General features: G+C 63.9%; 16 protein-coding genes and 1 tRNA gene. 11 read left to right on the top strand and 6 right to left on the bottom strand.

Annotated features, from left to right (window positions below; translation table 11 throughout):
* The first annotated feature begins 25 nt into the window (after window positions 1-25).
* The gene (locus tag MnOB_RS16830) at window positions 26-262 is read left to right on the top strand and encodes a glutaredoxin family protein (protein ID WP_077525371.1); all 237 of its coding nucleotides are present in this window, start codon (window positions 26-28) and stop codon (window positions 260-262) included.
* 170 nt (window positions 263-432) lie between these two features.
* Here the strand turns inward: MnOB_RS16830 and MnOB_RS16825 are convergent.
* From MnOB_RS16825 to mobA, 3 genes are all read right to left on the bottom strand, one after another.
* Window positions 433-509: transfer RNA gene (locus MnOB_RS16825), tRNA-Pro, on the bottom strand.
* A gap of 164 nt (window positions 510-673) precedes the next feature.
* Window positions 674-895, bottom strand: a complete 222-nt coding sequence (locus MnOB_RS16820) for a YgdI/YgdR family lipoprotein (RefSeq protein WP_077525370.1) — start codon at window positions 893-895, stop codon at window positions 674-676.
* 77 nt (window positions 896-972) lie between these two features.
* Window positions 973-1,560 (bottom strand): molybdenum cofactor guanylyltransferase MobA, encoded by a 588-nt coding sequence (gene mobA / locus MnOB_RS16815; protein ID WP_077525369.1) that lies wholly within the window; start codon window positions 1,558-1,560, stop codon window positions 973-975.
* A 67-nt stretch (window positions 1,561-1,627) separates the two neighbouring features.
* On the opposite strand from mobA, the gene moaB reads away from it, so the two are divergent.
* Both moaB and MnOB_RS16805 read left to right on the top strand, forming a co-directional pair.
* Window positions 1,628-2,167 carry a molybdenum cofactor biosynthesis protein B gene (moaB, locus tag MnOB_RS16810; RefSeq protein WP_077525368.1) on the top strand — a complete coding sequence of 180 codons (540 nt, stop codon included), beginning with the start codon at window positions 1,628-1,630 and terminating at the stop codon, window positions 2,165-2,167.
* Complete coding sequence (locus tag MnOB_RS16805) at window positions 2,164-3,378, top strand: molybdopterin molybdotransferase MoeA (RefSeq protein WP_077525367.1); 1,215 nt, start codon at window positions 2,164-2,166, stop codon at window positions 3,376-3,378. Before moaB ends, MnOB_RS16805 begins: the two co-directional genes overlap by 4 nt.
* 147 nt (window positions 3,379-3,525) lie before the next feature.
* On the opposite strand, the gene gliR is transcribed toward MnOB_RS16805, so the two are convergent.
* Window positions 3,526-4,548: an AraC family transcriptional regulator GliR gene (gliR, locus tag MnOB_RS16800; RefSeq protein WP_077525366.1), complete on the bottom strand. Its 1,023-nt coding sequence runs from the start codon at window positions 4,546-4,548 to the stop codon at window positions 3,526-3,528.
* A gap of 126 nt (window positions 4,549-4,674) precedes the next feature.
* Here gliR and MnOB_RS16795 point away from each other — a divergent pair, with 126 nt between their 5' ends.
* Genes MnOB_RS16795 through MnOB_RS16785 form a run of 3 tightly spaced genes read left to right on the top strand, consistent with a single transcriptional unit; the run spans window position 4,675 to window position 9,425 of the window.
* Entirely contained in the window at window positions 4,675-6,270 is a 1,596-nt protein-coding gene (locus MnOB_RS16795) for an FAD-binding oxidoreductase (protein WP_077525365.1), read from the top strand.
* Between the two features lie 2 nt (window positions 6,271-6,272).
* Window positions 6,273-7,847, top strand: a complete 1,575-nt coding sequence (locus tag MnOB_RS16790) for a glycerol-3-phosphate dehydrogenase/oxidase (protein ID WP_077525364.1) — start codon at window positions 6,273-6,275, stop codon at window positions 7,845-7,847.
* 18 nt (window positions 7,848-7,865) lie between these two features.
* Window positions 7,866-9,425, top strand: coding sequence for an FGGY-family carbohydrate kinase (locus MnOB_RS16785; protein WP_077525363.1), 1,560 nt, complete (start codon window positions 7,866-7,868; stop codon window positions 9,423-9,425).
* Window positions 9,426-9,491: 66 nt separating this feature from the next.
* Here the strand turns inward: MnOB_RS16785 and MnOB_RS16780 are convergent, their stop codons facing one another.
* Complete coding sequence (locus MnOB_RS16780; protein ID WP_077525362.1) at window positions 9,492-10,190, bottom strand: pirin family protein; 699 nt, start codon at window positions 10,188-10,190, stop codon at window positions 9,492-9,494.
* A 205-nt stretch (window positions 10,191-10,395) separates the two neighbouring features.
* Between MnOB_RS16780 and yegS the strand changes: the two genes are divergently transcribed.
* From yegS to MnOB_RS16765, 3 genes are all read left to right on the top strand, one after another.
* Window positions 10,396-11,295 carry a lipid kinase YegS gene (gene yegS / locus MnOB_RS16775; protein ID WP_077525361.1) on the top strand — a complete coding sequence of 300 codons (900 nt, stop codon included), beginning with the start codon at window positions 10,396-10,398 and terminating at the stop codon, window positions 11,293-11,295.
* A 133-nt stretch (window positions 11,296-11,428) separates the two neighbouring features.
* Window positions 11,429-12,355, top strand: coding sequence for a chemotaxis protein CheV (locus MnOB_RS16770; RefSeq protein WP_077525360.1), 927 nt, complete (start codon window positions 11,429-11,431; stop codon window positions 12,353-12,355).
* Between the two features lie 68 nt (window positions 12,356-12,423).
* Window positions 12,424-13,227, top strand: a complete 804-nt coding sequence (locus tag MnOB_RS16765; RefSeq protein ID WP_077525359.1) for an MOSC domain-containing protein — start codon at window positions 12,424-12,426, stop codon at window positions 13,225-13,227.
* A 54-nt stretch (window positions 13,228-13,281) separates the two neighbouring features.
* Here MnOB_RS16765 and MnOB_RS16760 read toward each other — a convergent pair whose 3' ends face one another.
* Window positions 13,282-15,216 carry a transglycosylase SLT domain-containing protein gene (locus MnOB_RS16760; RefSeq protein ID WP_077525358.1) on the bottom strand — a complete coding sequence of 645 codons (1,935 nt, stop codon included), beginning with the start codon at window positions 15,214-15,216 and terminating at the stop codon, window positions 13,282-13,284.
* 183 nt (window positions 15,217-15,399) lie between these two features.
* Between MnOB_RS16760 and MnOB_RS16755 the strand changes: the two genes are divergently transcribed.
* The gene (locus tag MnOB_RS16755) at window positions 15,400-17,313 is read left to right on the top strand and encodes an ATP-binding cassette domain-containing protein (RefSeq protein ID WP_077525357.1); all 1,914 of its coding nucleotides are present in this window, start codon (window positions 15,400-15,402) and stop codon (window positions 17,311-17,313) included.
* A gap of 20 nt (window positions 17,314-17,333) precedes the next feature.
* Complete coding sequence (locus tag MnOB_RS16750; RefSeq protein ID WP_077525356.1) at window positions 17,334-18,020, top strand: DUF6901 family protein; 687 nt, start codon at window positions 17,334-17,336, stop codon at window positions 18,018-18,020.
* The last annotated feature ends 3 nt before the right edge of the window (window positions 18,021-18,023 follow it).

Genomic DNA, 18,023 nt, shown 5'->3' with positions numbered 1-18,023 from the left:
TCGCTGATCTTCGAGGCGCGTCCCCATGCTTCCTGAATGCCAACTCTTCGGCACCCTCGGCTGCCACCTCTGCGAAGTCGCCGAGGGCGTGCTCATGCCCTTCGTCGAACGCGGCTTGTTGGTGGAGTTGGTGGACATAGCCGAGCGCGAAGAGTGGGTCGAAGTCTATGGCCTGCGCATTCCGGTGCTGCGCCGTTGCGATACCGGCGGTGAACTGGGCTGGCCCTTCGATGCAGCCGCCGTGGCTTCCTTCCTGTCCTGACCGCTATTTCCTGACGTAGCTCTTCCGGCCGCTTGGCGTCATGCAGTAATGCCCGCCACGCGGACCGACGCAGATCGTTCCGCTTCCACACCTGGAATCCTCGTCGCGTATGCCGCTGACAAAAATCGCAGGCAATAAAAAACCCGCCATTTAGGCGGGTTTTCGGGATTTGGTCGGAGCGACTGGATTCGAACCAGCGACCTTCTCGTCCCGAACGAGACGCGCTACCAAGCTGCGCTACGCTCCGTTGTGTGGCGCGCATTCTACAGAAAAACTTTTGGCCTACAAGGGGTTAGCGAGAAATTTTTTAATTTCTCAGCATTGCGGGGTGAGGAGGCGAAGAATGACATGGGATTGCTGGGGGAGGGTGCAGGCCCGCCTCGCTGGGAGCGCGCGAGCGGGCTGCGGGAATCAGAGTTCTTTGATGGTGCGGACCTGATCCTTGTTCACTTTGGCACGCTTGCCGTCCAGTTGTTCGAACTCGTAGAAGCCCGAGTCATCGTCGAATTCGGGTTTGTCCACGGCCTGGATTTCACGCCCGTCGTTGAGGGTGATCACGGTCGGCGAGGAACAGCCGGTCAAAGTGAAAAGACCCATTGCGAGCAGGAAAGCGGGGACTATCCGCTGGTTCATCGTCATCTCCTTGATGATTACGCTGATTTACGGAGCTTCTGACGAAGAACTTCCGGGCAAAGTTCCAGAAATCTGACTCAGTTCCCAGGATGCGAACGGCCCAGCAGGTCGGGCGTATTCAGGTTGGCGAGCCGCGGATCGCCTTCCGCGCAGGCCACCGCGACCGGGTCCAGTTGCCGAAGGATGCGCTGCGGGCTGCGCTCTCCGGCCTGCCAACCGGCTTCCAGTATCGGCAGTACGGTACGGGGCAGGACACAGAACAGCGGCTCCCAGAATTCACCCTGACGGACCATGACCGGATGCTCGCAGGCGGCGGCGAGGAGGTTGGCGATCAGCGTGTCGTCCACTTGCGGGGCGTCGCAGGGCAGGATCAGCACGTGGTCATGGCGGGCCACCGCCAGGCCTGCGCGGATGCCGGCCAGCGGTCCCGGGTAGTCCGGGCTGTCGTCCTGCACGAGTTGGTCGGCCCAGGCGGCGTACCGCTCGCCGTTGCGGTTGCAGGAGATGATCAGGTCGTCGGTGAGCGGGCGGACCCGTTCGTGCAGCCAGGCGATCAGGGGGCGACCGCGCCATTCGACCAGGCCTTTGTCGCGGCCGCCCAGACGCTGACCGCGACCGCCGGAAAGCAGCAGTACGGAACAGGGCGGCAAGGGCTGGTCGGTCATGGAAAGGTCTCCGGGACGGCGCTGTGATATAACACCGGGCATTCACACCTACAACTGGAAGCCTGCCATGAGTCACAAGGCCGAGGCGGTGTTCGTGCCGCTCAATATCGCCGTTCTAACCGTCAGTGATACCCGCAGCCTGGAGACCGACACCTCCGGCCAGCTGTTCGTTGATCGCCTGACCGCCGCCGGACACAACCTGGCCGCGCGCGTGCTGCTGAAGGACGACCTGTACAAGATCCGCGCCCAGGTCGCCACCTGGATCGCCGACGATCAGGTGCAGGTGGTACTCATCACCGGCGGCACCGGCTTCACTGGCCGCGACAGCACTCCAGAAGCGGTGGCCTGCCTGCTGGACAAGCAGGTGGATGGCTTCGGTGAGTACTTCCGGCAGATTTCCGTGGCAGATATCGGCACCTCCACCATGCAGTCCCGCGCCCTGGCCGGGCTGGCCAACGGCACGCTCGTGTGCTGCCTGCCGGGCTCCACCAATGCCTGCCGCACCGCTTGGGACGGCATCCTCGCCGAGCAACTGGACAACCGTCATCGTCCCTGCAATTTCGTGCCGCATCTTACCCAGGCCAATGCCTGCGAGAGCCGCGGATGAGTGGTTGTGACCATCCAGGCCTGATGCCGGTGGAAGACGCCCTGGCCCGACTGCTGGCGCTGGCGGCGGCTGCCCCGATCGACGCATGCGAGACCGTGGGCCTGGCTGACGCCGACGGCCGTGTACTGGCCGAACCGCTGGTGGCTGGCCTCGACCTGCCTCCGTGGGACAACAGTGCAATGGATGGTTACGCGCTGCGGATGGCTGACTGGCAGGGCGAGCCGCTGGTGGTGAGCCAGCGCATTCTTGCCGGCAGCGCACCGGAGCCGCTGAAGCCTGGCACCTGCGCGCGTATTTTCACCGGTGCACCGCTGCCCGAAGGCGCGGACCTGGTGGAGATGCAGGAGAACGCCGAAGTCCTGCCCGATGGCAGGGTGCGTTTCCTCGAAACGCTCAAGGCGGGTCAGAACGTCCGCCCGCGCGGCCAGGAAACCCGTGCTGGCGATAGCGTGCTGCCGGCCGGCACGCGATTGGGCCCCATCGAGATGGGGCTGTGTGCCTCCTTGGGCGCCGCCGAACTACTGGTGCGCCGTCGCCCCGTCGTGGCCGTGATCTCCACCGGCGACGAATTGGTACCGCCAGGCCAGCCGCTGGGACCGGGGCAGATTTACAACAGCAACCGCAGCCTGCTGATCGCCTGGCTCAAGCGCCTGGGGTGCTCGGTGGTGGACGCCGGCATCCTCGCTGATGATCTGGAGCTGACCCGCAAGGCACTGGCCGAACTGAGCCAGGTGGACCTGATTCTTTCTACCGGCGGGGTTTCCGTAGGCGAGGCGGATTTCCTGGGTGAGGCGCTGCGCGAAGCGGGCGAACTGGCACTGTGGAAACTGGCGATCAAGCCGGGTAAGCCCCTGACCTTCGGGCATTTCCGTGGGGTGCCGGTGATCGGCCTGCCGGGCAATCCGGCGTCGACCCTGGTGACCTTCGGCCTTCTGGCGCGGCCGTATCTGCTGCGTCGTCTCGGCGTCGAAGAGGTGGAACCGCTGGGATTCGTGGTGCCTGCTGGGTTCACCTGGAAGAAGCCCGGCAACCGTCGCGAGTACCTGCGTGCGCGACTGGAGAATGGCCGCGCGGTGATCTACCCGAACCAGAGCTCCGGTGTACTGCGCAGTGCTGCCTGGGCAGAGGGGTTGGTGGAAGTGCTGGAAGGCACCACCCTGGCCGAGGGCGATACCGTGCGCTTCATTCCGTTGAGTGAGTTGCAGGCCTGACGGCCCAGATCAGGAAAGTCCAATGTAGGGGCGAATTCATTCGCCAAGCAGGCCGAAGGCCTGCCCTGGCCATGTCCGGGGCTGCTTCGCGTCCCTTGGCGAATGAATTCGCCCCTACAAGGTTCATCCCTTATTGGGCGATTGCCTTCACCCTTGCCTCTTCGCCTCCCGATACTCCCCCGGCGTCTGCCCGGTCCAGGCCTTGAAGCTGCGGTGGAAGGAGCGCGATTCGGTGAAGCCCAGGTAACAGGCGATGTCCTGGATCGGCAGGTCGCTGCGCAGCAGGTAGTGCTCCGCCAGTTCGCGGCGTAGTTCGTCGAGAATCTGCTGGTAGCTCGTCCCGGCCTGTTGCAGGTGGCGCTGCAGGGTGCGGACGGTCATATGGAATTTCTCCGCCACCCGTTCCTTGCGCGGCAGGCCGTCCTTGAGCAGCAGTCGCAGCGCATTCTTCACTCGCTGCGGCAGCGGCTCGTCGCCATCCAGCCCCGCCATCAGTGCCAGGGCATGTTCTTCCAGTGTGCGCAGCAGGTTGGCATCGGCCTGGCGCAGTGGCACCGCGAGGTACTCAAGGGGAACCAGCAGGGCGTTGCAGGGCTGTTCGAATTGGACCGGGCAGCCGAACACTGCTTCGTAGTCTTCGATGCGGGTCCCCTCGGGCAGGGCGTGCTCGAACCACACTTCCTTCGGCGAGCGCTGCATGTCGGCGATCCAGCGGGCATAAAGCAGCCAGGAGGCCAGCACGTTTTCCACCATGTGGCGGCGGATGGCCGGGTCCTGGTGGCGGCAGCTCCAGATCATCCGCACCAGGTCGCCCTCGGCCTCGATGCGGCTCACGCCCATGTCACCCACCAGCTTTTCGTAAGGCGCGATGCGGCTCATGGCTTCGCCGAGGGTGGCGCAGTTCATGGTGATGTAACCCAGCACACTCCAGGAGCCGGGCTGCACATAACGCGCTGAATTCAGGCCGAAGAGCGGATCGCCGGACTCGCGGATCAGATGGCCCAGCAGGCGCTCGTGGACTTCACTGGGTAGGCGTCGCCCGTTGTCCGCGAGGTCTTCGGGGCTGAGCCCGGCCGCGGCGAGAACGGAGGCCTGTTCCAGACCAAGCTGTTCCGCGTGGCGCAGGTACTTGAGAAGGGCGGGAACGGAGGTATAGCCGAGGGCGTGCATGCGTTTTCTTGTTATGTCCTGATTGGCGATGGCCACTGTCCCGATCCGACAGTGACGCCTTTGGGCGGCTGGCTAGTATAGGCAGCCATCGAAGACCTTCGAAACAACCCGAACAAGGAGAACGGCATGCGACGCTGGAACGGCTGGGGCGATGAGGCGATGGTGGTGGAACTGCCGGCCAATGGAGCGGCATTCCTGGCCGAACGCATCAGCACGGGCCAGCCGCTGGCTGATGCGACGCTCGAGCGTGTACTGGCGCGCGTGCCGGCTTCGCGCCTGGCGGCGCATCCGCTGATCAGCCTGGATGCCGAGACCCGCGTGCGCCACGCCCGTGGCCAGAGCCTGCCGGACTGGCTGGCCATGCGCGAGGGCGATTTCGGGCTGTTCCCCGATGGCGTGGCCTTCCCGGAAACCCCGGAGCAGATCCGCGAGCTGCTGGCCATGGCGGCTGAACGTGACCTGGTGCTGATTCCCTATGGCGGTGGCACGTCGGTGGCGGGTCATATCAACCCCCAGGCCGGCGAGCGACCGGTGCTTACGCTGTCCCTGGCGCGCATGAATCGCTTGCTGGAGCTGGACGAGGAAAGCCAGATCGCCACCTTCGGCCCCGGTGCCAACGGCCCTCAGGTGGAAAGCCAGCTTCGTGCCCGTGGCTATACGCTTGGCCATTTCCCGCAGTCCTGGGAACTCTCCACCCTGGGCGGCTGGGTGGCCAGTCGCTCCAGTGGCCAGCAATCCCTGCGTTATGGACGCATCGAACAGCTGTTTGCCGGCGGTACGCTGGAGACCTTTGCCGGTCCCATGGAACTGCCGACCTTCCCGGCATCGGCGGCGGGGCCGGACCTGCGTGAAATGGTGCTCGGCTCCGAAGGGCGCTTCGGGGTGATTTCCGAAGTGCGGGTGCGTGTCACTCCGCTGGCCGATCAGGAATCCTTCTACGCCGTTTTCCTGCCCAACTGGACGCAGGCACTCGAGGGTATCCGCCACCTCGCCCAGGCGCGGGTGCCGCTGTCCATGCTGCGCCTGTCGAACGCCATTGAAACGGAGACGCAGCTGGCCCTGGCTGGCCATCCGGGGCAGATTGCGCTGCTGGAAAAGTACCTGGCCCTGCGTGGTGCTGGTGCCGGCAAATGCATGCTGACCTTCGGCGTGACCGGCAACCGCGCACAGAACGCCGCGTCGCTGAAGCAGGCCCGGCGCCTGTTGAAGGGATTCGGCGGGGTCTTCACCGGTACCCTGCTGGGCAAGAAGTGGGAGCACAACCGCTTCCGTTTCCCCTATCTGCGCCATGCGCTGTGGAGTGCGGGCTATGTAGTGGACACGTTGGAAACCGCTACCGACTGGGTCAATGTCGACAGCCTGCTCGGCAAGATCGAGAGCAGCCTGCGCAATGGCCTGGCGGATGAAGGCGAGCGCGTCCACGTGTTCACGCACCTCTCCCATGTCTATGGCGAGGGATCAAGCATCTACACGACCTATGTCTACCGTCCCGGTGCGAGTTACGGCGAGGCCCTCGCGCGCTGGAGCAAACTCAAACGCGCCGCCAGCGAGGTGATCGTTCAGAATCGCGGCACCATCAGCCATCAGCACGGAGTCGGTCGCGACCACGCACCCTGGCTGTCCGTGGAGAAAGGGGCTCTGGGTATGTCCGCGCTGCGTAGCCTGGCGCAGCACTTCGACCCCGCGGGGCGTCTCGCTCCCGGCGTTCTGCTCGAGGATTGAACATGGGCGCCTGGAACGCCGGTTGGCGCGCCGCTGTCTTGCCCGAACTGGCCAGCCGCGAGTGGGACCTGATCGTGGTCGGTGGCGGAATTTGTGGTGCGGGCATCCTGCGGGAAGCGGCCAGACGCGGCTGGAAATGCCTGCTGCTGGAGCAGCGGGACTTCGCCTGGGGAACGTCGAGCCGGTCCTCGAAGATGGTCCACGGCGGTTTGCGCTACATCGCCAAGGGCCAGTTCGGCCTCACCCGCGCCTCGGTGCGCGAACGCCAGCGTCTTCTGGCCGAAGCGCCTGGACTGGTGGAGCCGTTGAGCTTCGTCATGCCGCACCGCGGCGGTTTTCCGGGGCCGCGGATCTTCGGCGGCCTACTGGCGGTGTACGACGCGCTCGCCGGGCACCGCAACCACTTTTACTACCCCCTGCAGCAACTGCGCTATCTGGTGCCCGGCCTTGCCGAAGGCGGCCTTCAGGGTGGCACCCGTTTCTTCGACGCCGTTACCGACGATGCCCGGCTGGTGATGCGAGTGCTGGGCGAGGCTCGCGCTGAAGGTGGCGAGGCCCTGAACGGCTTGCGTGTGGTGAGCTTGCGGCGGGACCAGGGCAGGGTGACCGGCCTGGAAGCCGAGGACCTGGAGACTGGCCAGCGCTTCACTTTCCGCAGCCGTGCGGTGGCCCAGGCCACGGGTGCCTGGGCTGATCGCCTGCGCACTGCACAGGGCACGGAGCACATTCGCCCGCTGCGCGGCAGTCATCTCCTGCTTCCGGCCTGGCGCCTGCCGCTGGCCCACGCGATCAGCTTCATGCATCCCACGGACGGTCGGCCTGTCTTCGTCTTCCCCTGGGAAGGGGCGACCGTGATAGGCACCACCGATCTTGACCACCGGGACGACCTGGACCGGGACGCGCGCATCACTGAGGCGGAAGTCAGCTACCTGCTGGAAGCCTGTGCCCTGCAGTTCCCTGCAGCCCGGATTGGCCGTTGCGATGTGCTGTCCACCTGGGCTGGAGTCCGGCCGGTGGTGAGCGATGGCGAGGCGCGGTTGAAACCCTCGGATGAGAAGCGCGAGCACGTCCTCTGGACGGAGCCCGGCTGCGTCACCCTGGCCGGAGGCAAGCTGACCACTTTCCGCCTGCTGGCCCTGGAGGTGCTGCATGCCTGCGCAGGCTTCGTCGGCCGGATTGTGGAGGAGGGCGATGACCTGGTGTTTCGGCCCTGCGCGGCTCCGGACGCGACGAATCTGTCGCCCGCCCAGCGTTTGCGTCTGATGGGTCGGCATGGGCGAAGTGCTGCCGAAGTGGCGCGCTGGGCCGTGAAGCTCGGCAACGGGCGCGTCGGAAGCAGCAATACGCTCTGGGCCGAACTGGCCTGGGCGGCGGAGGGCGAATTGGTCCTGCATCTGGACGATCTGTTGCTGCGTCGGACGCGCCTCGGTCTGTTGCTGCCGGAGGGGGCCCGCGCGGAGCTGCCGCGCATTCGCTCGCTGTGTCAGCCGCTGCTGGGTTGGGACGATTCCCGCTGGGCAGAGGAAGAGGCGGCCTACCTGGCGCTCTGGCGACACTGCTACAGCCTGCCCGAATAACAAGAACAAGGACGCATCGTGAGCGAAAAGAGTTATCTGCTGGCCATCGACAACGGCACCCAGAGCGTTCGCGCCCTGCTGTTCGACCTGCAAGGCAACCTGGTGGGCAAGGGCAAGGTGCCGCTGGAGGCCTATTACTCCAGCCAGCCCGGCTGGGCCGAACAGGACCCTGATTACTACTGGAGCAGCCTGGGTGAAGCCTGCCGGCTGTTGTGGGAGTCAGTGGACATCGACCGCAGCCTGATTCGCGGTGTGTCCCTGACCACCCAGCGCGGCACCGTCATCAATGTCGATGAGCAGGGCAAGCCATTGCGCCCGGCCATTCTCTGGCTCGACCAGCGCCAGGCCGAGGTGGAGGGGCGGATCAAGGGGCCTTGGGGATGGTTGTTCAAGGCGATCGGTCTGGAGGGCACAGTGGACTATTTCCGTGCGCAGGCGGAAGCCAACTGGGTTGCGCAGAACCAGCCGGAGCTCTGGTCCAGAACGCACAAGGTGCTGTTGCTCTCAGGCTTCCTCAGTCACCGATTGTGTGGGCGTTTCGTCGATTCGGTGGCCTGTCAGGTCGCCTACCTGCCATTCGATTACAAGCGCTTGCAGTGGGCCGCGCCGCGTGACTGGAAATGGCAGTCCATGCCGGTGCGCCGTGAGCAGTTGCCGGAACTCTTCAAGCCCGGCGAGCGCTTGGGCAGCATCACCGCCGAGGCTAGCCGCCATACCGGAATCCCGGAAGGTCTGCCGCTGATTGCCGCCGGTGCCGACAAGGCCTGCGAAGTGATTGGTGCCGGCGGGGTGGAGCCAAGCGTGGCCTGCCTGTCCTATGGCACGACCGCGACTATCAACACCACGCGGCGCAAGTACCTGGAAACCATTCCGCTGATTCCGCCCTATCCAGCAGCGATTCCCGATCACTTCAACACCGAGGTGATGATCTACCGGGGCTTCTGGATGGTCAGTTGGTTCAAGCAGGAGTTCGGCCTGCGTGAAATGCAACGGGCGAAGGAACTGGGGGTTGAGCCGGAGGTGCTTTTCGACGAGCTGGTCAACAGCGTGCCGCCCGGTTCCATGGGCTTGATGCTGCAACCCTATTGGTCGCCGGGCATCCGCGAGCCGGGCCTGGAGGCGAAGGGATCGATCATCGGCTTCGGCGATGTTCATACCCGCGCGCATATCTATCGCGCCATTCTCGAAGGTCTTGCGTATGCCCTCCGCCAGGGCAAGGAGCAGATCGAGAAACGTTCCGGCACTCACATCACGCGATTGCGGGTGTCCGGCGGCGGTTCCCAGAGCGATGCTGCCATGCAACTGACTGCCGACATCTTCGGCCTGCCGGCTGAGCGGCCGCATGTTTACGAAACTTCGGGACTCGGTGCAGCGATCGATTGCGCGGTGGGCTTAGGCTTGCATCCGGATTTTCCAGCGGCCATTCGCGCCATGACGCGGGTGGGCCAGGTGTTCCAGCCGGACCCGCAGGCACAGCGTACCTATGACCGGCTGTACCGGGAGGTTTACCAGGGGATGTACAAGCAGTTGCGGCCGTTGTACCGCAAGATTCGCGACATCACCGGCTACCCGGCGTGAATGTAGGGTGCGCCGTGCGCACCGGGACTCGACACGGAGCTCCTGTGCGCACGGCTACCCTACGGGTCAGGCCACATCCACCAAAACGATCTCGCTGTCCTCGCTGGCGGTGAAGCTGAGCACTTCTACATCGTGCACCGCCACGCCGTCTCGGGCTTCGGCGGCAACACCGTTCACCTCGTACTTGCCCTTGGCTGCCACCAGATAGGCCTTGCGGCCTTTTTCCAGTCGGTACTCGGCGCTTTGGCCCGCCTTCAGGGTCGCGGCGGAGAGTCGCGCGTTGGCGCGGATGTGCAGGGCGTCCGTGCCTTCATCAATGCCGCTCGCCAGGGTGATGAAGCTGCCTGCACGCTCCCCCTTGGGGAAGGGACGGGCGCCCCAGGACGGCGCAGCGCCGTACTCGGTGGGCATGATCCAGATCTGGAAGATCTTGGTGGTTTCGTCCTCCAGGTTGTACTCGCTGTGGGCGATACCCGTGCCGGCGCTCATCACTTGCACGTCACCGGCTTCGGTGCGGCCCTTGTTGCCCAGGTTGTCCTGGTGGGTGATGGCACCCTCGCGGACGTAGGTGATGATTTCCATGTCCTGGTGCGGGTGCGGCGGGAAGCCACTGTGGGGCGCGATCTCGTCGTCGTTCCATACCCGCAGTTGGCCCCAGTTCATCCGCTGGCTGTCGTAGTAGCTGGCGAAGGAAAAGTGATGACGGGCATTGAGCCAGCCGTGGTGAGCTCCACCCAGTTCAGCGAAGGGGCGTACTTCGATCATGTTCAGTTCTCCAGTCTGCTCGCGGAGGGAGTTCTCCGGAGGAATGGGTGGATGATCAATCATCATATAACTGTGCAAAAGCGCAATTTTTCCGCAATTGATATCTAAATAGTCGATTGGTCTGGCGTTGGAGCAATCGGCCCGGGCGTCAATGTCGAAGTCTTGCGGTCCTATACTCCGGCCATTCCTGGTTGATGGAGGAGATATGCGCGAGCGCAAAGGCTTGCTGATCCTGCACGGCAAACAGGCAACCAACGACGACGTGAGAACGGCGGTCGAATCACGCCGCGAGGACGGGTGGGACTTGGCGGTGCGCGTTACCTGGGAAGCGGGTGATGCTCGCCGACTGGTTGGGGAAGCGCTGGCAGCGGGCTATCGGACCCTGATCGCCGGGGGCGGTGACGGCACCTTGCGCGAGGTGGCCGAGGCCGTGGTCCAGGCGGATAGCGATGCCAGCCTGGCGCTGCTGCCCTTGGGTACGGCCAACGATTTCGCGCGGGCCGCTGGAGTACCCCTCGAACCGGGCGAAGCGCTGGCCCTGCTGGATGTGACGCCGCGTGCGATCGACCTGGGCGATGCCGATGGACATCTGTTCCTCAACATGGTGACAGGTGGATTTGGCTCGAAAATCACGGCCAACACCTCCGAAGAACTGAAGAAGGTACTCGGAGGGGCTGCCTATTTCCTTACCGGCCTTACCCACTTCGCCGAGGTGCATTCGGCCCTGGGCCGTTTTCGCGGTCCGGATTTTTTCTGGGAGGGCGAGTTCCTGGCGCTCGGTATCGGCAATGGGCGCCAGGCCGGCGGTGGCCATCCGCTGTGTCCGCAGGCGGTGCTGAACGATGGGCTGCTGGACCTCTGCATCATCCCGGCTCCCCAGGACGTGGTGGGCACCCTGACGACACTGCTGTCCGGCGGCATCCTCGGTCTGGAGACGGTTTCCGTGAGCGCGCGCCTGCCGTGGGTGGAAGTGGAAGCTGCGGAAGGGCTGGACCTGAACCTCGATGGCGAACCGCTGGAAAGCTCGCGCCTGCGCGTCTCCGCACGGGTGGGAGCGCTGCGGCTGCATCTGCCCGAAGACTCTCCATTGCTGCTGCCGGGATGATCGCCGTGGCGCTGGCGTCGTGGGAATGGCTGCGGCATGATGGCTCGGTGCCATGTCTTCAGTTTTTCGGCGGTTTGCCGAAACGCTGCCATGGCAGTCCTGCCTACACCGCATTCGCAGCAGAGGAAGTTCCATGGCCGGCATTCTCGACACCGTCGATCAACGCACCCAACTGGTGGGTGAAAACCGCCTGGAAATCCTGATGTTTCGCCTCAGTGGTCGTCAGCTGTTCGCCATCAACGTGTTCAAGGTGCAGGAGGTTCTGCAGTTGCCCAAGATGACGCTGATCCCGCAGCGCCATCCCTTCGTGTGCGGCGTGGTCAACCTGCGGGGTCAGACGCTGCCGGTGATCGACCTGTCCCAGGCGATCGGCATGCGCCCGCTGGTGCCCGATGAGCGCAGCACCATCATCGTCACCGAGTACAACCGCTCGGTGCAGGCATTCCTGGTCGGCGGCGTGGACCGCATCCTCAATCTCAACTGGGAGTCCATCATGCCGCCACCTGGTGGCGCGGGCCGCCAGCATTACCTGACGGCGATCACCAAGGTGGACGAGCAGATCGTCGAAGTCATAGACGTGGAAAAGGTATTGGCCGAGATCGTGCCGATGAGCACCCGGGTATCCGCTGATCGCCTGGGCAACCCGTTGCTGCAGATGGCCGTGGGTCGTGAGGTGCTGCTGGTGGACGATTCCAGCGTGGCCCTGACGCAACTGCGGGAGACCCTTTCGCAGCTCGGCATGCGCATGCACATGGCCAGCGATGGCCTGAAGGCATTGAGGATGCTCAAGGCCTGGGCGGACAGTGGTGAAGACATGACCGAGAAGCTGCTGATGATCTTCACCGACGCGGAAATGCCGGAAATGGACGGCTATCGCCTGACCACCGAGATTCGCAACGACCCGCGTCTGCGTGACCTCTACGTGGTGATGCACACCTCGCTGTCCGGCAGCTTCAACGATGCCATGGTGAAGAAGGTCGGCTGCGACAACTTCCTCTCCAAGTTCCAGCCCGACAGGCTGGTAGACGTAGTGATGGACCGGCTCAAGCGAGATCAATGAGCTTGAGGTGAGCGGGGTCGGCTGCGTATAAGGTGGGTTTCGCTCGAACGCTGATCAGGAAGCCAGCCATGTTGCGTCTCTCCTCCCTTTATCGTTACCCCATGAAGTCCGCCATTGGCGAACCCCTGCAACAAGCCCGGCTGGATGCCCTGGGCCTGGCAGGTGACCGCCGCTGGATGCTGGTGGACGCTGAAAACGGCCGTTTCCTGACCCAGCGCGCCTTTCCCCGCATGTCCCAGCTGTCGGCGCGGTGGAACGATGCCGGCGGCCTGACCTTGAGCACACAGGGGCAGCCTGCCCTTGATGTGCCGCTGCCGGACCCGGACAGCAATCTGCGTGGCACCTTCGTCTGGGGGGCGCCGATGTATGTGCCCGATGCCGGCGATGAAGCCGCTCAATGGGTCAGCGAATTCCTTGGCAAGGCTTGCCGTCTGGTTCATGTGCCGGAGCACCGTGCGCGGGACATTCCCGGCAGTCTGTTGCCGGAAGAGAAGGTGGGCTTTGCCGATGGTTTCCCGCTGTTGCTGATTGGCCAGGCCTCGCTGGAGGACCTGAGCGAACGGGTAGGACGGCCTTTGGAAATGCTGCGTTTTCGTCCGAACCTGGTGGTGGAAGGCAGCGAGGCTTACGCCGAGGATGGCTGGAAGCGTATCCGCATTGGTGGAATCGAATTCAGTGTCGCCAAGGGCTGCAGCCGCTGCATTCTCACCACCATCGATCCGGCGACCGGAGAGCGCAGTGCCGACCGTGAACCGCTGACCACTCTCAAGACCTACCGCGAGCACGAGGGCGAGGTCTACTTTGGGCAGAACCTGATCAACCGTGCCAGCGGAGTGCTGGAGGTGGGGATGGAGATCGAGGTCCTCGAGTAGTCCGAATTCGAGTCAATGAAAAAGGGCGCCGAGTGGCGCCCTTTTTCTTTGTTTTCACTGGTCGTCGAAGTATCGCTCATGCCAGTCCACCAGGGGCTGCGGGGCGTTCAACTTGTGCCCGTAGATCACCGAGTAGGACAGCACGTTCTGCACGTACTGGCGGGTTTCGTCGAAGGGGATGGATTCCACCCAGACATCGTAGGACAGATGGTCAGCACCCTTCAGCCACTGGCGCACGCGACCCGGGCCCGCGTTGTACGCGGCCGAGGCGAGCACTCGGTTGCCGTTGAATTGGCCGTGGACCTGGCTCAGGTAGGCGGCGCCGAGCTGGATGTTGACGTCGGGGTTGAACGCCTGCTTCGGCGAGCCCAGCGGAATGCCGAACTTGCGTGCGGTTTCCTTGGCCGTACCGGGCATCAGCTGCATCAGGCCCATGGCGCCGACACCGGAGCGCGCGTCGGCCATGAAGGCGCTTTCCTGGCGAGTGATGGCGAATACCCAGCTGGAATGCAGGCCGCGAATCTTCGCCTGCTGAGTCAGAGCCGAGCGGTGGGCCATCGGGAAGCGGATATCGAGGTCATCCCAGTACTGCGCCTGGCTGATGGTGCGGATGGCCGGGAAGTACCATTGCAGGTCGTAGGCGATCTTGGCCTGGGCCACCATCTCATCGCGGTTGAAGAGACGGCTGACGTGGTACCACTCGCGGCGACCGTTGACGATCTCGCCGCGATCATGGAACTCCAGCGCACGGCGGATGCCGGCGGTGTTGCGCACCTTCTGCATGACCTTCGGATCAATGGCCAGAGGTTTGTTGTTCAACTGATAGGGCGCCTGGATACGGTCGGCGGCCATGAAACCGTAGAAGTCGCGTTCGCGGGCCACCGGCTGGTACAGCGGAACCGGTTGCTGGCTCTGGGGCTGCGCCAGTTGCAGGGTGCGGGCCTGCCAATAGCGCCAACGGTTGGTCTTGGCCAGGTCTTCGGGCATCTGCCGGGTCAGTTGGTAGGCATCATCCCAGCGACCCAGGCGCAGTAGCAGGCGCGCGCGCCATTCGCTGACAGTGTTGTCGCGCAGCTCGGGGTCGTACTGCGCCATGACCTTGAGGGCGCGTGAATCGAAACGCTTGGCCAGGGTCAGGCCGATCTCGCGGGCGATTGCCACCTTCTCGTCCTTGGAGAAAGGCAGGCGGGCCGTATAGACCTCCAGCAGGCTCAGCGCTTTCTCCGGGTCCTGGCGTGCCAGGCGGCGCAAGCCGAGGCCGGCCGCATCGGCGGTGTGACGATCGGCGGGGACGAAGCGGGCAGTCTGGCTCAATATCTGCGGCTTCTGCGCCACTTCCACCATCAGCTTGCCCTGGGTACCCAGGCGCGGCATGGTTTTCACCAGGTGGTTCGCCAAGCCGTAATTGCGCGCTTCAGCCGCCAGCTTGGCGCGTTTCCAGCGCAGTTCCTCGGTCAATTGGCCTTCGGCGCTCCACATGCCGAACAGCACGTCGCAGGCCTCGGGCTGGGACTTGCCCACCAGCCAGAGCTTCTTGGCGGTGGCGTAGCCTTCCTTCTTCATGCCGTGCTTGAGCTGGTACTGGCCGAACAGGCAGTCCAGTTCGGTGAAGTTGAGCTTGGGATCGTAGTAGTTGATGAAGGTCTGCCATTCGCCGCGCTCGGCCAGCCAGCGCAACCAGCGCAGCTTCATCCAGCCAGCCTGGGGAAGGTCGCCGTGTTCGGCGAGGAACTTCTCGATTTCGTCGTTGCTCGCCCATTTCAGACGGGCGGTCAGCTCGTCATAGGCCAGGTACGGCTCCAGCGGGTAATCGCGCAGCGCATTGGCATAACGCTGGTAGGGGCCGGAATCGCCCTTGGCCAGGGCGCGCTTGGCCTCGTCGTACATCAGTCGTTGTTGCGTGAGGGAAACCGAGGCGGCCTGCGCACCTTGCAGGCCGACCGTAGACAGGAGCAAACAGGAAAACAGGCTGAGCAGACGACCGCGCATGACACTTCCGAGGCAGATATATCGTTATGAATGCCCATTTCGGGCATCGAATAGCGCCTAGCTTAGCTTCTGCGACGAGCCGGTTAAAGCATTGCGCCAGCAGGGGAAACCAGCGGTAAAAAATGCCCGAGAGACGGTGTGGCAAGTCGGGTAGAATGCGCGCCCTTATCCTGGAGGCCCCACATGACGCTGCTCAAGTTCACCGACGTATCTCTTGCCTACGGCGCCATGCCGCTGCTGGATAAGGTGTCCTGGCAGATCGCCCGTGGCGAGCGCGTGTGCATCATCGGCCGCAACGGCACCGGCAAGTCCAGCCTGCTGCGACTGGTCAAGGGCGACCAGTTCGCCGATGACGGCGAAATCTGGCGCGCACCGGCATTGAAGATCGGCGAATTGCCCCAGGAACTGCCGCTTGCCGACGACCGTACCGTGTTCGACGTGGTCGCCGAAGGGCTGGCTGGCGTTGGTGCGCTGCTGGCCGAATATCATCACCTCAGCCTGCACATCCAGTCCGAGGCCGACCTGACCAAGCTGGCCCACGTCCAGCAAGAACTCGAGGCCCGCGACGGCTGGCGTTTGCAGCAGCTGGTGGACAGTACCCTGAGCCGCTTGCAGTTGCCGGCGGACAAGACCCTGGCCGAGCTTTCCGGTGGCTGGCGCCGCAGGGTATTGCTGGCCCAGGCGCTGGTGGCCGAGCCGGACCTGCTGCTACTCGACGAGCCCACCAACCATCTGGACATTGGCGCCATCGCCTGGCTGGAAGAGGCCCTGCTGGGTTTCAACGGCGCGGTGCTGTTCATCACCCACGACCGTTCCTTCCTGCAGAACCTGGCCACCCGCATCCTCGAACTGGACCGTGGCCACCTGATCGACTGGAACGGCGACTACGCCAGCTTCCTGGTGCACAAGGAACAGCAGCTGGCGGCGGAAGAAGTGGCCAATGCCCTGTTCGACAAGCGCCTGGCCCAGGAAGAAGTCTGGATTCGCCAGGGCATCAAGGCCCGTCGTACCCGTAACGAAGGCCGGGTGCGTGCGCTCAAGGCGATGCGTGTCGAACGTTCAGAGCGTCGTGAGCGGCAGGGCAAGGCGACGATCCAGTTGGACGCAGCGGAGAAATCCGGCAAGCAGGTGATGGTGGCGGAGAATGTCGGCTTCGCCCATCCGGGCGGCGAGCCGCTGATCCGCGATTTCAACCTGGTGCTGCAGCGCTCCGACCGTATCGGCCTGCTGGGCGCCAACGGAACTGGCAAGACCACACTGCTCAAGCTGCTGCTGGGTGATCTCCAGCCCACCAGTGGCAGCATCGAGATCGGTACTCGCCTCGAAGTGGCGTATTTCGACCAGCTGCGTCACCAGTTGGATCTGGAAAAAACCGTAATCGATAACATCTCCGAAGGTCGCGATTTCATCTCCATCGACGGCCAGAACCGCCACGTGCTGAGCTACCTGGGTGACTTCCTGTTCAGTCCGCAGCGCGCCCGCACGCCGGTGAAGGCGTTGTCCGGTGGTGAACGGGCACGACTGTTGCTCGCCAAGTTGTTCAGCAAGCCGGCCAACCTGCTGGTGCTGGACGAACCGACCAACGACCTGGACGTGGAAACCCTGGAACTGCTCGAAGAGGTGCTGCTGAACTTCCCCGGCACCGTGCTGATGGTCAGCCACGACCGGGCATTTCTCGACAACGTGGTCACCAGCACGCTGGTGTTCGAAGGTAATGGCCGCGTGCGCGAGTACGTCGGCGGTTATCAGGACTGGCTGCGCCAGGGCGGTTCGCCGCGTCTGCTGGGCGTTGGCGAAGGTCGCGAGGCCAAGGCCGAGGCGCCTAAGGCTGCCGAGCCTGCGTCGATGGTCAAGGCGGCGGTAGCCGAAGCTCCGAAACAGAAGCTGAGCTATAAGCTTCAGCGCGAACTGGAAGCGATTCCGGGGCAGATCGAAGCCCTGGAAGCCGAGCAGGCGAAGCTACAGGAAGAAATTTCCGACCCGGCCTTCTATCAGCGTCCGCCGGAGCAGACTCGCGTGGTGCTGGAACGGCTGGATGGCTTGCAGAAGGAACTGGACCGCCTGATCGAGCGCTGGGCGGAACTGGAAGACAGTTGAGGAAGTGAGCCGGAGAGCCCATGGCCATCGAATACCGCATCAGCCTGGATGACGTGCATGAGTTCAGCTATCGCATCGAGCTGGACCGTGAGTACGACCAGGAGCGCGCTGTTGGCGCGCCAAAGTGGACGCGTCTGGAACATCAGCAGTGCAGCAACTGCCCGCTACGCCGGGAAGCCCACAGCCATTGTCCGGCAGCGGTGGACCTGCACCGGGTGATCGAGGACTTCCAGGGATTGCCGGCCTTCAAGAAGGTGCAGGTCTGGGTGCGTACGCCGGATCGTGAATACGCCAAGGTTGTCGGGTTGGAGGAGGGGCTGCGGGCCCTGCTGGGGGTCATCATGGCTACCAGCGCCTGCCCGGTCCTGGGCAAGCTCAAGCCGATGGCGCAGCAGCACCTGCCATTCGCCAGCAATCAGGAGTTCATCCTGCGGGCGGTTTCGCTCTACCTCGCGCGGCAGTATTTCAACCTTCGGGAAGGGCGCCATGCGGACTGGGAGCTGAAGGGGCTGGTGCGTCTGTTCCAGCAATTGCAGTTGGTGAACCAGGCGTTCTGGCAGCGTATTCACGATACCTGTGAGGGGGATTCCAACCTCAAGGCTTTCCTGACCTTCTTCTCCATGGCATCCAGCATGACCTACTCGCTGGAAACCCAACTGCAGAAGATTCGGCCGCTGGTGATGAGTGCGGGCGAGGGCTTCGACTGAAGC

The organism is Metapseudomonas resinovorans (genome assembly GCF_002003485.1).
Classification (GTDB): Bacteria; Pseudomonadota; Gammaproteobacteria; order Pseudomonadales; family Pseudomonadaceae; genus Metapseudomonas; species Metapseudomonas resinovorans_D.
This window is presented reverse-complemented; position numbering and strand designations above follow the sequence as displayed.